The organism is Nocardioides hankookensis (assembly GCF_042658885.1).
In the GTDB taxonomy this organism is placed as follows: Bacteria; Actinomycetota; Actinomycetes; order Propionibacteriales; family Nocardioidaceae; genus Nocardioides; species Nocardioides hankookensis.
The window spans coordinates 536,847-550,301 of record NZ_JBHSRJ010000009.1 but is presented as its reverse complement, the minus strand read 5'-3'; the positions used below and the strand labels follow the sequence as shown (position 1 = coordinate 550,301).

The following is a 13,455-nucleotide window of genomic DNA, read 5'->3' as shown; positions in this document are numbered from 1 at the left end:
CATCGGATTCTCGACAGACACGGACGTCCGGGAGGACCGCCGTACCGTCCCCACCGATGAGGGCGACCACGAGCGGTTCTCGCACTACGTGGAGAAGGACAAGCTCACCGAGGCCATGGTGATGGGGACCCCTGTCGTGGCCCTGTGCGGCAAGGTGTGGGTGCCCAGCCGGGCCCCGGAGAAGTTCCCGGTGTGCCCCGAGTGCAAGGACGCCTGGGAGTCCCTGAACGACGACTCGGGCTCGTCCGAGTGACGGGTCGGCCCGAACCCGACCCCCTGCCCGACGCCCCTCTCGGATCCAAGCTCAGCCCGGCCTGGCCGGAGCGTGCCGCCTGGGGCACGGCGCCGTCGCTCCGTGCGTGGCAGACGGCGGCGATGCGGCAGTACTTCGAGGAGCACCCGCGCGACTTCCTCGCGGTCGCGACGCCGGGCGCCGGCAAGACGACCTTCGCGCTCTCGGTCGCGGCCGAGCTCCTGGGGCGCCGCCTGGTCGACCGGATCACCGTCGTCGCGCCGACCGAGCACCTCAAGCTCCAGTGGGCCGAGGCCGCGGCCCGCGCCGGCATCCCGATCGACCCGACGTACGCCGCGGGCAAGGGCAAGACGTCGCAGGACTTCGTCGGCATCGCCGTGACGTACGCCGGGGTCGCGGTCAACCCGCTCGCGATGCGGATCCGCACCGAGCGCTTCAAGACCCTGGTGATCCTCGACGAGGTGCACCACGCGGGCGACGCGCTGTCGTGGGGCGAGGGGGTGCGTGAGGCCTTCGAGCCCGCCACCCGCCGCCTCGCGCTGACCGGTACGCCGTTCCGCTCCGACATCAACCCGATCCCGTTCGTCACCTACGCGCCCGGCGGCGACGGGGTGCCGCGCTCGGTCGCCGACTACACCTACGGCTACGCGCACGCGCTGGCCGACCACGTCGTGCGGCCCGTGCTCTTCATGGCCTACTCCGGCGAGATGGCCTGGCGCACGCGCGCCGGTGACGAGATCGCCGCGCGGCTCGGCGAGCCGCTCACCAAGGACCTGACCAACCAGGCGCTGCGCACCGCGCTCGACCCGGCCGGCTCGTGGATCCCCTCCGTGCTCCAGGCGGCGGACCGGCGGCTCTCCGAGGTGCGGCGGCACGTCCCGGACGCCGGTGGGCTGGTGATCGCGACCGACCAGGACTCGGCGCGCTCCTACGCGAAGACGCTCAAGCAGATCACCGGAGAGTCCGCCACCGTCGTGCTGTCCGACGAGAAGGCCGCCTCGAAGAAGATCACCGAGTTCACCGACAACGACAAGCGCTGGATGGTCGCCGTACGTATGGTGTCCGAAGGCGTCGACGTCCCCCGGCTCGCCGTCGGCGTCTACGCGACGACGACGTCCACGCCGCTCTTCTTCGCCCAGGCGGTCGGGCGCTTCGTGCGGGCGCGGACCCGGGGCGAGACGGCGTCGGTGTTCCTGCCGTCGGTGCCCTCCTTGCTCGGCTTCGCGTCCGAGATGGAGGTCGAGCGCGACCACGTGCTGGGGCGCAAGATCACCGACGAGGCTGACATCTTCGCCGCCGAGGACGAGCTGATGGCGCAGGCGAACGCCGGCGAGGGTGCCTCCGACGAGCTCGAGGGATCCTTCGAGGCGCTCGGGTCCGAGGCCCGCTTCGACCGGGTGCTCTTCGACGGCGGCGAGTTCGGCCACGCGGGCGAGGTGCACGTGGGCTCGGAGGAGGAGATGGACTTCCTCGGCATCCCCGGCCTCCTCGAGCCGAGCCAGATGCGCGAGCTGCTCCAGCAGCGGCAGAGCGACCGGGCCAAGAAGCAGAAGGCGGCACCGAAGGCCGAGTCCGACACGGTGGCCGAGGTGACGACCCACGAGCAGCTCGCGATCATGCGGCGCGAGCTCAACGGCCTGGTCGCTGCCTGGCACCACCGCACCGGTCAGGCGCACGGCATCACCCACGCCGCGCTGCGCAAGGAGTGCGGCGGGCCGGCGGCGGCGGTCGCGACCGCGGACCAGCTGCAGTCCCGGATCGAGCGGATCCGCGACTGGGCGACGCGCAAGTCGTCCTGACCTCCCTACACTCGGGCGCGTGCCAGGCGAGACCTCCCAGACGCTCGACCGCGGGCTGCGCGTCCTCGACGTGCTCGCGGCGAGCCCGGACGGCCTGACGATGACCGAGCTGGCCGCCCGGATGGAGGTCAACCGGACCATCGTGCACCGGCTCGTGACGACCCTCGAGGCCCGCGCGCTCGTACGCCGTGACGCCGACGGCCGCCTCCGGGTGGGGCTCGGGGTGCTGCGGCTCGGGGCCGCGGTGCAGCCGGTGCTGCGCGACCTCGCCGTACCCGTGCTGCGTGAGCTGGCCGAGGCGGTCGGCTGCACGGCCCACCTCACGGTCGTCGACGGCGAGGAGGCGCTCGCGCTCGCGGTCGTCGAGCCGTCGTGGACCGACTTCCACGTCGGCTACCGGGTCGGCTCGCGGCACCCGCTCGGCCAGGGTGCCGCCGGCAAGGCGATCCTGCTCGGCCGGGCGGCTGACCCCACGCCGTACGTGCTGACGGTGGGGGAGCTCCAGTCGGGCGCCCGTGGCCTGGCCGCGCCGGTGCTCGGCGTCCCCGGGCTGGAGGCCAGCGTCGGCATCGTCACCGTCGACCCGGGCCTCGACGCGGAGGCGGTGGGCCCGCAGGTCGAGCGGGCGGCCGCGGAGCTGGCCGAGCGGTTGTCGTGAGGCGCGCCGTCGGCGGGCTCGTGCTGCTGGGCCTGCTGGCCGGGCTGTCGGGCTGCCGTGAGGAGCCGCCGCACGTCCTCGAGGCCGGGGGCGCCTACGTCGTCGTCGGGTCCGACCCGGACCAGGGCGAAGACGCCGCGATCGTGGGGGAGGTCGAGCTCGTCGGCGACTGCCTCGGCATCGACGGGGACGTCGTCTTCTGGCCACGGGGCACCGAGGTGGTGTCCACCGACCCGGTGGTCATCGCCGTGCCCGACGTCGGACGCGTCGGGATCGGCGACCGCGTCTCCGGCGGCGGAGGGGAGCACGAGGGGCGCCTGACCGAGCCGGTGGTCCCGGCCACCTGCCCGGACGGCTACGTCACCTTCCGCGCGGGCTAGCCGACCTCAGCTGCTCGGCGACGGCCGGGTCGATGGCGTGGAGCAGGGTCCGCGCGGCGTCGCCGAGGGCCGCCAGCTGCTCCGGTGTGAGCGCGTCGATCACGAGCCGGCGCGCCTCGCGGACGTGTCCCGGTGCGGCCTCCTCGAGCTTGCGCCGGCCGGCGGGGGTCAGGTGGGCGGCGGTCCGGACGCCCGCCGCGGTGCACTCGCGGCGCTCGACCCAACCCGCGCCCTCGAGGCGGGAGACGGCGTGTGACAGCCGCGACCGTGAGCCCTGCGCCATCACGGCCAGCTCGCTCATCGGGAGCGCGCCGTTCGGTGCCTCACCGAGGGAGACCAGCACGTGGTACTCGAAGCTGTTGAGGCAGGCGTCGCGCTTGAGCTGGGCATCGATGGCCGGCGGCAGTGTCATCAGGAGGCCCATCAGCGCGGCCCAGTCGCGCAGCTGGTCGTCGTCGAGCCAGGGGGCGTCGTCGGGCGCGGGTCGGTCGGGCACGGGTCCAGCATAGTCGGCGACTTGAACATTCAACTCGACCGTCGTACCGTCGTGTTGAACATTCAATTCCACCATCGGGAGTTCCGTCATGACCCTGCTCCGCATCGACTCGTCCATCCAGGGCCCGGCCTCGGCCAGCTCCGCGCTCGCCGACCTCGTGCTCGAGGCCTTCGTCGCCGCCCGTCCCGACGAGCAGGTCGTCTCGCGGCACCTCGCGGTCGACCCGCTGCCCTCCGACGCCTGGGCGAACGCCATCCACGGCTCGTTCGCCCCGGAGGACCAGCGCACCCCGGCGCAGGTCGAGGCGATCGCTCTCGCGCAGTCGCTGGCCGCCGAGCTCGAGGACGCGGACGCCGCCGTCCTGGCGCTGCCGCTCTACAACTTCGGGGTCTCGCAGCACGTGAAGACCTGGTTCGACCTGGTGCTGGCCGGTGCCCCCATGGAGGCCCGTCCGCTCGAGGGCAAGCCGGTCGTCCTGCTCACCACCCGCGGCGGTGCGTACGGCGAGGGCACGCCGCGCCACGGCTGGGACCACAGCACCGACTACCTGCGCCGGATCCTCGTCGACAAGTGGGGAGCCGACCTCACCGTCGTCGAGCGCGAGTTCACGCTGGTCGGCGTCAACCCGGCCCTCGACGAGTTCACCGAGATCGCCGGCATGATGAAGAAGGAGGCCGAGGAGGCCGCCGTCATCGCCGGTCGCGAGCTCGCTACCCGCTGAGCTCCACACGCGCGAGAGGCCGGACCCGGTAGGGGACCTGGGTCGCGAGCGCGATCACGGTGGAGGAGCGCACGATCGCGGGCGTCTCCAGCACGCGGTCGATGACCCGCTGGAGGTCGGTGTTGGACCGGGCGACGACCCGGGCCCACATGTCGCCGGCGCCGGTGATCGTGTGCGCCTCCAGCACCTCCGGGATGCCGGCGAGGTGGGCGCCGACCGTGTCGTGCCCGCCTCGGCTGGTGTCCTGGCGGATCTCGAGGGTCAGGAACGCCGTCACCGGGTAGCCGAGCGCCTCGGGAGAGAGGTCCGGCCCCCAGCCGGTGATCACCCCGGTCGCCACGAGCTTGTCGAGCCGGGCCTGGACGGTCCCGCGGGCGACGCCGAGCCGCCGCGACGCCTCGAGGACGCCGACGCGCGGGTCGTCGGCGAAGAGGTCGATCAATCTGCCGTCGAGATCGTCCACATCTGCCTCCGTCGTTGTACAGGTTGTGCAGCGTTTCCCGACACGATTGCACACTCTGCGCGACACCGGCAGGGTTCGGCCCATGACGACGACCCATCACGCCCTGACCGCCGACGAGCTCAAGGCCGACCTCACCCTCGAGCAGCTCCAGCAGCTGGTCGGGCTGGTCGAGTACGACGAGGAGGGCGACGTCTTCCCGGTCACCGGGTGGGACGCGATCGTGTTCGTCGTCGGCAACGCCACCCAGGCCGCGCACTACTACCAGTCCGCGTGGGGCATGGAGCTGGTCGCCTACTCCGGCCCGGAGAACGGCAATCGCGACCACAAGTCCTTCGTGCTCCGCTCCGGCTCCATCAAGTTCGTCCTCAACGGCGCGGTCGACCCGGACAGCCCGCTCGCCGACCACCACCGCCGCCACGGCGACGGCGTCGTCGACATCGCCCTCGAGGTGCCCGACGTCGACCGCTGCATCGCCCAGGCCCGCAGGGCCGGCGCGCGCGTCGTGCGCGAGCCGGAGGACGTCACCGACGAGCACGGCACGATCCGGATCGCCGCGATCGCGACGTACGGCGAGACCATCCACACGCTCGTCGACCGCAGCCGGTACGACGGCCCGTACCTGCCGGGCTACGTCGCCAAGACCAGCACCTACGAGAAGCCGGCCGACCAGCCGAAGCGGCTCTTCCAGGCGCTCGACCACATCGTCGGCAACGTCGAGCTCGGCCACATGGACGAGTGGGTCGAGTTCTACAACAAGGTCATGGGCTTCACGAACATGGCGGAGTTCATCGGCGACGACATCGCCACCGACTACTCCGCGCTGATGAGCAAGGTCGTCGCCAACGGCAACCACCGGGTGAAGTTCCCGCTCAACGAGCCCGCGATCGCGAAGAAGAAGTCGCAGATCGACGAGTACCTCGAGTTCTACCGCGGCGCCGGCGCCCAGCACCTCGCCGTCGCGACCAACGACATCCTGGCCTCGGTCGACGCGCTGCGCGCCAACGGCGTGGAGTTCCTGGCGACGCCGGACTCCTACTACGAGGACCCCGAGCTGCGCGCCCGCATCGGCAACGTCCGCGTGCCGATCGAGGAGCTGCAGAAGCGCGCGATCCTGGTCGACCGCGACGAGGACGGCTACCTGCTCCAGATCTTCACCAAGCCGCTCGGCGACCGCCCGACCGTCTTCTTCGAGCTCATCGAGCGACACGGCTCGCTGGGCTTCGGCAAGGGCAACTTCAAGGCGCTCTTCGAGGCGATCGAGCGCGAGCAGGACGCCCGCGGCAACCTCTGACAGTCTCGGGTCAGGCCAGGTCGCCGACCAGCTCCGCCTCGGCCTCGGCCACGCTGTGGGTCGAAGGGGCGTGCGCGCCGGAGACGACCTTGCGGCCGGCGGTGAGGATCACGACGCCGACGAGGACGGCGCAGGCGCCGAACCAGAAGGGCGCGTGCGGGCCGACGTTCTCGCCGAGCTTGAGCGCGACGTACGGTCCGACCGCGCCCCCGCAGAAGCGGAGGAACGAGTACGCCGCGGACGCGACCGGCCGCTCGACCGGGGCGGCGCCCATGACGATCTCGGTGATCAGCGTGTTGTTGATGCCGATGAAGGCGCCGGAGAGCACGATGCCCGCGATCACGAACGGCGTGTGCTCGGTGAAGACCGCGATCATCGCGAGGTCGAGCATGAAGAGCACGAGCATGGTGATGACGCTCGGCACCGTGCCGATCAGGCGCTGCACGAGCGGCGCGACGAACACCGAGGTGAAGGCGAGCAGCAGGCCCCAGCCGAAGAAGATCCAGCCGATGTCGATGATGCTGGCGTCCGGCAGCGCGAACGGGCCGGCGGCCAGGATCGTGAAGAAGCCGATGTTGTAGAAGATCGCGGTCAGGCCGGTGAGCAGCAGCGCCGGGTAGCGCAGTGCGCGGAACGGGTCGAGGAGCGACGTACGACGTCCGGTCGGCGGCGTGCTCGGGAGGAAGACCGACGTGGCGACGAGCGCGATGACCATCAGGCAGGAGACGCCGAAGAACGGCGCGCGCCAGGACTGCTCGCCGAGCAGTCCGCCGACGAGCGGGCCCGACGCGATGCCGATGCCGAGCGCGGCCTCGAAGAGGATGATCGCGCGGGCGGTCGAGCCGGACGCGGCGGTGACGATCGTGGACAGCGCGGTCGCGACGAAGAGCGCGTTGCCGAGACCCCAGCCGGCACGGAAGCCGACGATCTGGCCGACGGTGTTGGACGACCCGGCCAGCGCGGCGAAGACGATGATCAGGACCAGGCCGCTGATCAGGGTGCGCTTGGCGCCGATCCGGCTGGAGATGACGCCGGTGACCAGCATCGCGACACCCATGATCGCCATGTAGCTGGTGAACATCAGCGAGACCTGGCTCGGCGTCGCCTGGAGCTGGGCCGCGATGTCCTTGAGGATCGGGTCGACGAGCCCGATGCCCATGAAGGCGATGACGCAGGCGAAGGCGACGGCCCAGACGGCGCGCGGCTGCTTGAAGAAGGAGCCCTGGTCGGGCTCGGTGGACGTGGCGAGGTGGTTCACGGAGTGCCTTCCTGAAGGACGGCGCGGAGCACGGCGACCGCCGTGGCGAGGTCCTTGGTGGTGAGGTCCGGGTGCGCGGCGACGAGGGCCGCGATCCGCTCGCCGTGCAGGCGGCGGATGCGGACGAGCTCGTCACGACCCGAGTCGGACAGCGTGACGACGGTGCCGCGGGCGTCGGCGGGGTTGGGCGCCTTGCTCACCCATCCGCTCTCGACCAGCTGGGCGACGGCCGCGGACATGGTCGGCTGCGAGCAGCGGTCGAGGTCGGCGAGCTGGGTGATGCCCAGCGGGCCGTGCTCGTCGAGCAGCGAGATGATCCGGGTGCCCGCCGGCAGCTCGAGCTCACGCCGTACGGCGCGCACGAGACGGGCGGCATGGACGACCAGGTCGCTGGCGAGCTCGGTGTCGGTCACGCCCTCCACATTACATAGGAAGACTATGTAAATCTAGGTGGGCTGGCTCACGCCGAGCACGTCGCTAGAACGGGGGTCGCCCCGTGCCGCTCACCCGCAGCCGGCCCCAGGGGTCGACGTCGCTGAGCCGGCCCTCGGCGGTGCCGTGCTCGGTCGACACGGTCACGGTGGCGCCCGCGCCGATCGCGTCGAGGTCGGGGGAGGCGGCGAGGCGGCCGTACCAGTGGAAGCGGCCGTCGATCGGGTCGAACCGGCCGCGCAGGTCGGCGTCGACCGCGAGCCGGACCTCGCCCGCCGAGACGGTCGTCGGTCCGGCGTACTCCTCCTGCGGTTCGTGGTGGGTCATCACTGTCTCTCCTCGAGTGGTACGCCGAGCTCCTCGGCGGTGCCTGCGAACGCGTGCCAGATGAAGGACGTCAGGTAGGCGCCGACGGCCGCGCGGCTCATCGTCTGGCGCTCGAGCCACCACTCGCCGATGGACAGGCCCATGCCGACGAGTGCCTGCGCCCAGGGCTCGGCGCCGCCGGTGTCGACGCCGAGCTCGCGCATCGTGTCGCCGAGGACCCGGGCGAACGCCGCGGCGATCGCGGCCTTGCCGTCGGCGAGCGGGTCGATGCCGACCGCCCGGTGGCGGACCAGCAGGAGGAAGACCGGCGGGTGCTCCTCGATCGTCGCGAGGTAGGTGTCCACGCCGGCGGCGACCCGCTCACGGACGGGCGCGTCGGTGAGGATCGCGGGCAGCAGGCGGCGCATCACCTCGTCGGCACCCCAGCGGCCCACTGCGGCGTACAGGTCGTCGAGGCCGTCGAAGTAGCGGTAGAGGACCGGCTTGCTGACCCGGGCCTCGCGGGCGATGTCGGAGATGCCGGCGGTGGGGCCGAGGGTGTCGATGGCAGCGACGGCCGCGAGCACCAGCTCGGCCCGGCGCTCCTCGCGGTGCTCGTCCCAGCGGGCGGAGCGTCCGTCCTTGCTGCCCTTGACCTGACGTGACATGTGGGGGAGTCTAGCGGTATCCGTTACTTCTGGTAACAGGTAATCCTCTGAGCACTCGGGAGAGATCATGACGATGACTGACCCGGTCTCCGACCGGCTGCTGAAGTCCTCCGCCCGCCACAACTACGACCCCGAGCTCGACATCGACTGGGACGCCCCGCTCGTCGACGGCCTGTGGTTCATGCAGCCGGAGCGGCTCTCGCTCTACGGCACGGACCTGTGGGACCGGATGTCGGAGGAGCAGCGCATCGAGCTGTCCAAGCACGAGGTCGCGAGCATCTCCAGCGTCGGCGTGTGGTTCGAGCTGATCCTGATGCAGATGATGGTCCGCGACCTCTACGACGCCGACCCGCGCGGCCAGCGCATGCACTACGCGCTCACCGAGGTCGCCGACGAGTGCCGCCACTCACTGATGTTCGGCAAGGCGATCGACAAGGTCGGCGCGCCGGCGTACGGACCGCCGGCCCACGTCCACCGCCTCGGCCGGCTGATGAAGTCGATCGGGTACGGCGTCTCGGCGTACGCCTCGATCCTGGTCGCCGAGGAGGTGCTCGACCGGTGGCAGCGCGAGCTGATGAAGGACGAGCGGGTGCAGCCGCTGGTGCGGATGGTGTGTCGCATCCACGTGCTCGAGGAGGCGCGGCACATGACCTTCGCCCGCGACGAGATCGAGTCGATGGTCCCGCGGCTCACGAAGGTGACCCGCACGTGGCACCAGGCCTCGCTCGCCCAGACGGCGTTCCTGGTGGCACGGTCGCTGGTCAACCCGGCGGCGTACGCCGCGGTCGGCCTCGACCCGCGCGAGGCGCGCAAGGCGGCGCTCGGCAACCCGCACTACCAGCAGACGGTCGCCTGGATGGGCGAGCGGGTGACGCCCTACCTCGACGACCTCGGCCTCATCCCGCGCCACCAGCGACCGCTCTGGAAGAGGTCCCTGCTGCTGCCCTGACCTTTGGCATGATCGGCGGATGGCGACCTACATCGGCTTCCTGCGGGCGATCAACCTCGGTGCGAAGCGGAAGTTCCCGAAGGCCGACATCGTCGCCGCCGTCGAGGCGGCCGGGTTCACCGACGTCGAGACCTACATCAACACCGGCAACGTCCGCTTCGCCACGACGATGCGGTCGCGGGCGAGGATCGAGTCGGCGCTGGAGAAGGCGTTCCTCGAGGACCGAGGCTTCGAGGTGCCGACGATGGTCTTCACCCAGAAGGAGCTCGTCGAGATCGCCGACCACGCGTCCTCCTTCGGGCACGGCGGGAGGCACTACGTCTCGCTGCTCAAGGAGGCGCCGACCGCCGCCGCGATCAAGAAGGTCGAGGCGGTGAGCACCACCGACGAGGTCGCCAAGGTCGGTGGCCGAGCGGTGCACCTGCTGCTCGGCGAGAACTACCACGAGGCCAAGCTGACGAACGCGACGATCGAGAAGCACCTCGGTGTCGCCACCAACCGCAACCTGACGGTGATCAGGGCGCTGGCGGAGAAGTGGGGCTGATCCGTCTGAGGTCGCGCACGGACCGCGACGTCAGCGTCAGCAGCGTGATGGCGACGTAGACCAGGCCGCCGACGAGCAGCACGTCCTGGGTGCCGTACGCCGCGGCGAGCGGCCCGAAGGCGAGCTGGCCCACGGGGATCGCCACGAACGAGCCGAGCATGTCGTAGGAGTAGGCGCGCGAGAGCATGTCGTCGGGCACGTGCTCCTGCATCGCGAGGTTCCAGCCCAGGCTGAAGATCTCGATGCCCATGCCGCCGACGAACGACGCGACCATCACCCAGACGGTCTGTGGGTAGAGCCCCATCACCAGCAACGGCGTGCCGAAGAACGTGATGCCGATCATCCCGGTCAGGAGCGGTCGGCGGAGCTGGACGCGCAGCAGCACGAGGCTCATCACCAGCAGCCCGATCGCCTGCGCCGACAGGATCAGGCCCCAGCCGTGGGCGCCGATGTCGGTGTCGTTCGCGAGCATCGGCCCGAGCGTGTCGAAGCCGCCGGCGTGGATCACGTTGAGGAAGCCGAAGGCCAGGACCACCACCCACAGCCACGTCGTACGCCGGAAGAAGTCCCAGCCCTCGACGAGCTCGCGGACCAGCGACGGCTCGACGCCGGTGCTGGCGCGGGCAGGGAGGTGGACCGGGACCAGCAGGAGCGCCGCGGCCAGCCAGGTGACGGCGTCGACGGCCAGCGCCCAGCCCGGCCCGACGGTGACGACGAGCGCCGCAGAGACCGACGGGCCGAGGATCGCCAGGGCGTTGCGCATCATCGACAGCAGCACGTTGGCGGGCTGGAGCTGGGCGCGCGGCACCAGCGCCGGCACGATGCCCGCGAGCGCCGGCAGGTTCATCGCCGACAGGGTGCCGTTGATCGCGGAGAGCACCACGAAGTGCCACAGCTGGGCGTGGCCCGACAGCAGCAGGATCGCCAGCAGGCCCTGGCTGATGCCGGCGCCGACGTTCGCCAGCTGGATGACCAGCGTCCGGCCCAGGCGGTCGGCGACGACGCCGCCGAGGAGCAGGAAGACGACCTGCGGGATGCTGTGCGCCGCCAGCACCAGGCCGAGCGCGCCGGGGGAGTCGCTGACGTGCAGCACGGCGAAGGCGAGGGCGACCGGCGCCATCGTCGTACCGGCCAGGTTGACCGAGCGGGACAGGAAGTACCACCGGAACCGCGGCTCGCGCAGTGGGGAGAGCGCGGCGGAGGTGAACATCTCGTGGCAGATGATGCCACCCCTTGTGCGGCGCGGTCGGGGCGAGATAGGACTGTGGGGCTCTGGTCCGTTCTCGGGAGGAATCGTCAGTGTCTGAAGCCCTGCCTTCGCGTCGTGCCGTCATCGCCGGTGGAGTGACGGGAGCCGCCGCCCTGGCCGCCTCCGGCTACGCCGACCCGTCCTACGCCGGGGGTCGTCATCACGGCCACCACCGCCCGGACCGCGCCCGGCTGACCGTGCTCGGGACCACGGACCTGCACGGCAACGTCCTCAACTGGGACTACTTCAAGAACGCGGAGTACGACGACGCCAAGCACGACGACATCGGTCTCGCGAAGGTCGCGACGCTGATCAAGGCGGTGCGCCACGACCGGCGCGGCGAGCCGATCCTGACGCTCGACGCGGGCGACACGATCCAGGGCACGCCGCTGGCCTACTACTACGCCAAGATCGACCCGATCACCTCCGGTGCCGTGCACCCGATGGCGCGGGCGATGAACGCCGTCGGCTACGACGCGGCCGCGCTCGGCAACCACGAGTTCAACTACGGGCTCGACACGTTGCGGACCTTCGAGGGGCAGCTCGACTTCCCGCTGCTCGGTGCCAACGCCGTCGACCCGGCGACCAAGCGGCCGGCCTTCCCGCCGTACGTCATCAAGCACTACAAGGTCGGTCGCGGGCGCTCGATCAAGGTCGGCGTCCTCGGGCTCACCAACCCGGGCATCGCGATCTGGGACAAGGCCAACGTCGAGGGCCGGATGGAGTTCCCGGGCCTGGTCGAGCAGGCGAAGAAGTTCGTGCCGGAGCTCAAGCGGCGCGGCTGCGACCTCGTGGTGATCTCGGCGCACTCGGGTGCGGCGACGTCCTCGTCGTACGGCGACGCGCTGCCCTACCCGGAGAACGCCGCGTCGCTCGTGGCGGCGCAGGTGCCGCACGTCGACGCGATCCTGGTCGGGCACGCGCACGTCGAGATCGCGCAGCAGTACGTCGAGAACAAGACGACCGGCCAGCAGGTGCTGCTGTGCGAGCCGTCGTACTGGGGCCGCCGGCTGGCGGTCATGGACTTCGTGGTGGAGGAGACGCGCTCGCGCAGCGGACGGAGCTGGCGGCTGGTGAGCGCCACCTCGCAGGTGCTCAACTCGAACGCCGTCGCGGAGGACCCGAAGGTCGCGCGTGCGGTGCGCGAGCAGCACGACACGACCGTCGCCTACGTGAACTCGCCGGTCGGCACGTCCGTGGCGGCGATGTCGGCCGCCCGTGCGGTCGTCGAGGACGTGCCGATCATCGACTTCGTCAACTACGTCCAGGCGGACGCGGTCAAGGCGGGGCTGACCGGCGCCGACGCCGCGCTGCCGGTGCTCTCGATCGCGGCGCCGTTCAACCGGGCCGCGTCGTTCCCGGCCGGGCAGGTCACGATCCGCGACGTCGCCGGGCTCTACATCTACGACAACACGCTGCTCGGCGTGCGGGTCTCCGGCGCGGACGTGAAGGCCTACCTGGAGTACTCCGCCCGCTACTTCAAGCAGGTCTCGGGCACCGGGCCGTTCACGCTCGACCAGGTCACCAACGCGGTCACGCCGACCGCCCCGACCGGGACGCCCGACTACAACTTCGACTCGGTCGCCGGTCTCGACGCCCCGCTGACCTACGACATCGACATCGCAGCCGCTCCCGGATCGCGGATCACGGCGCTCGCGTACGACGGCGTACCGGTGACCGACGCGCAGCAGTTCGTGATGGCGGTCAACAACTACCGCCAGTCGGGCGGCGGCGGCTTCCCGGCCGTCGCCACCGCCCCGGTCGTCTACAACCGCCAGAACGAGATCCGGCAGCTGCTCATCGACTGGGTCACGGCCCACGGCACCATCGACCCGGCCCAGTTCGCCTCCGTCGACTGGCGGCTCACCTCAGGCGGTACGCCGATCACGGTGGGCTGACGCCCCGCTCGAACCCCTTGTAACGCGGTGTCCACGTAGCTCGTCCGGTGCTGCAGCGCCGCGGTAGACGCGTGGACACCGCGTTACAAG

16 protein-coding genes are annotated in these 13,455 nt (G+C 71.1%); 9 read left to right on the top strand and 7 right to left on the bottom strand.

All coding sequences use genetic code 11. The annotated features are described in order from the left end of the window. Position 1: 1 nt before the first annotated feature. The 4 genes from ACFPYL_RS22240 to ACFPYL_RS22225 are packed head-to-tail and all read left to right on the top strand — an operon-like array spanning position 2 to position 3,090. Complete coding sequence (locus ACFPYL_RS22240; protein ID WP_379160886.1) at positions 2-253, top strand: DUF3039 domain-containing protein; 252 nt, start codon at positions 2-4, stop codon at positions 251-253. Then, the gene (locus ACFPYL_RS22235) at positions 250-2,052 is read left to right on the top strand and encodes a DEAD/DEAH box helicase (protein WP_449289725.1); all 1,803 of its coding nucleotides are present in this window, start codon (positions 250-252) and stop codon (positions 2,050-2,052) included. The genes ACFPYL_RS22240 and ACFPYL_RS22235 overlap by 4 nt, the downstream gene beginning before the upstream one ends. Positions 2,053-2,071: 19 nt before the next feature. Then, entirely contained in the window at positions 2,072-2,710 is a 639-nt protein-coding gene (locus tag ACFPYL_RS22230) for an IclR family transcriptional regulator (protein ID WP_379159710.1), read from the top strand. Then, a complete protein-coding gene (locus ACFPYL_RS22225) occupies positions 2,707-3,090 on the top strand; it encodes a hypothetical protein (RefSeq protein WP_379159707.1) in 384 nt (127 codons plus the stop codon). The genes ACFPYL_RS22230 and ACFPYL_RS22225 overlap by 4 nt, the downstream gene beginning before the upstream one ends. Here the strand turns inward: ACFPYL_RS22225 and ACFPYL_RS22220 are convergent. Further along, positions 3,071-3,586, bottom strand: coding sequence for a MarR family winged helix-turn-helix transcriptional regulator (locus ACFPYL_RS22220; RefSeq protein ID WP_379159704.1), 516 nt, complete (start codon positions 3,584-3,586; stop codon positions 3,071-3,073). The two genes, ACFPYL_RS22225 and ACFPYL_RS22220, sit on opposite strands and share 20 nt — an antisense overlap. An 88-nt stretch (positions 3,587-3,674) precedes the next feature. Between ACFPYL_RS22220 and ACFPYL_RS22215 the strand changes: the two genes are divergently transcribed. Then, positions 3,675-4,307: an FMN-dependent NADH-azoreductase gene (locus ACFPYL_RS22215; protein ID WP_379159701.1), complete on the top strand. Its 633-nt coding sequence runs from the start codon at positions 3,675-3,677 to the stop codon at positions 4,305-4,307. Here the strand turns inward: ACFPYL_RS22215 and ACFPYL_RS22210 are convergent. Then, positions 4,297-4,770: an Lrp/AsnC family transcriptional regulator gene (locus ACFPYL_RS22210; protein ID WP_379159699.1), complete on the bottom strand. Its 474-nt coding sequence runs from the start codon at positions 4,768-4,770 to the stop codon at positions 4,297-4,299. The two genes, ACFPYL_RS22215 and ACFPYL_RS22210, sit on opposite strands and share 11 nt — an antisense overlap. Positions 4,771-4,852: 82 nt before the next feature. Here ACFPYL_RS22210 and hppD point away from each other — a divergent pair, with 82 nt between their 5' ends. Next, the gene (gene hppD, locus ACFPYL_RS22205; protein ID WP_379159696.1) at positions 4,853-6,061 is read left to right on the top strand and encodes a 4-hydroxyphenylpyruvate dioxygenase; all 1,209 of its coding nucleotides are present in this window, start codon (positions 4,853-4,855) and stop codon (positions 6,059-6,061) included. A gap of 10 nt (positions 6,062-6,071) precedes the next feature. Here hppD and ACFPYL_RS22200 read toward each other — a convergent pair whose 3' ends face one another. The 4 genes from ACFPYL_RS22200 to ACFPYL_RS22185 all read right to left on the bottom strand — a co-directional run bounded on the left by ACFPYL_RS22200 (position 6,072) and on the right by ACFPYL_RS22185 (position 8,725). Then, positions 6,072-7,319: an MFS transporter gene (locus ACFPYL_RS22200; protein ID WP_379159694.1), complete on the bottom strand. Its 1,248-nt coding sequence runs from the start codon at positions 7,317-7,319 to the stop codon at positions 6,072-6,074. Then, positions 7,316-7,732, bottom strand: a complete 417-nt coding sequence (locus tag ACFPYL_RS22195; RefSeq protein ID WP_379159691.1) for a MarR family winged helix-turn-helix transcriptional regulator — start codon at positions 7,730-7,732, stop codon at positions 7,316-7,318. Before ACFPYL_RS22195 ends, ACFPYL_RS22200 begins: the two co-directional genes overlap by 4 nt. A gap of 64 nt (positions 7,733-7,796) precedes the next feature. Then, positions 7,797-8,078 (bottom strand): DUF4873 domain-containing protein, encoded by a 282-nt coding sequence (locus ACFPYL_RS22190; RefSeq protein ID WP_379159688.1) that lies wholly within the window; start codon positions 8,076-8,078, stop codon positions 7,797-7,799. Further along, a complete protein-coding gene (locus tag ACFPYL_RS22185) occupies positions 8,078-8,725 on the bottom strand; it encodes a TetR/AcrR family transcriptional regulator (RefSeq protein ID WP_379159685.1) in 648 nt (215 codons plus the stop codon). Before ACFPYL_RS22185 ends, ACFPYL_RS22190 begins: the two co-directional genes overlap by 1 nt. Positions 8,726-8,792: 67 nt before the next feature. On the opposite strand from ACFPYL_RS22185, the gene ACFPYL_RS22180 reads away from it, so the two are divergent. Together ACFPYL_RS22180 and ACFPYL_RS22175 are read left to right on the top strand one after the other, a co-directional pair. Further along, a complete protein-coding gene (locus ACFPYL_RS22180; protein ID WP_379159682.1) occupies positions 8,793-9,674 on the top strand; it encodes an AurF N-oxygenase family protein in 882 nt (293 codons plus the stop codon). A 19-nt stretch (positions 9,675-9,693) separates the two neighbouring features. Beyond that, positions 9,694-10,218, top strand: a complete 525-nt coding sequence (locus ACFPYL_RS22175) for a DUF1697 domain-containing protein (RefSeq protein ID WP_379159679.1) — start codon at positions 9,694-9,696, stop codon at positions 10,216-10,218. On the opposite strand, the gene ACFPYL_RS22170 is transcribed toward ACFPYL_RS22175, so the two are convergent. After that, positions 10,190-11,428, bottom strand: a complete 1,239-nt coding sequence (locus ACFPYL_RS22170; RefSeq protein ID WP_379159676.1) for an MFS transporter — start codon at positions 11,426-11,428, stop codon at positions 10,190-10,192. The two genes, ACFPYL_RS22175 and ACFPYL_RS22170, sit on opposite strands and share 29 nt — an antisense overlap. An 89-nt stretch (positions 11,429-11,517) precedes the next feature. Between ACFPYL_RS22170 and ACFPYL_RS22165 the strand changes: the two genes are divergently transcribed. Beyond that, the gene (locus ACFPYL_RS22165; RefSeq protein ID WP_379159672.1) at positions 11,518-13,365 is read left to right on the top strand and encodes a bifunctional metallophosphatase/5'-nucleotidase; all 1,848 of its coding nucleotides are present in this window, start codon (positions 11,518-11,520) and stop codon (positions 13,363-13,365) included. Positions 13,366-13,455: the final 90 nt, after the last annotated feature.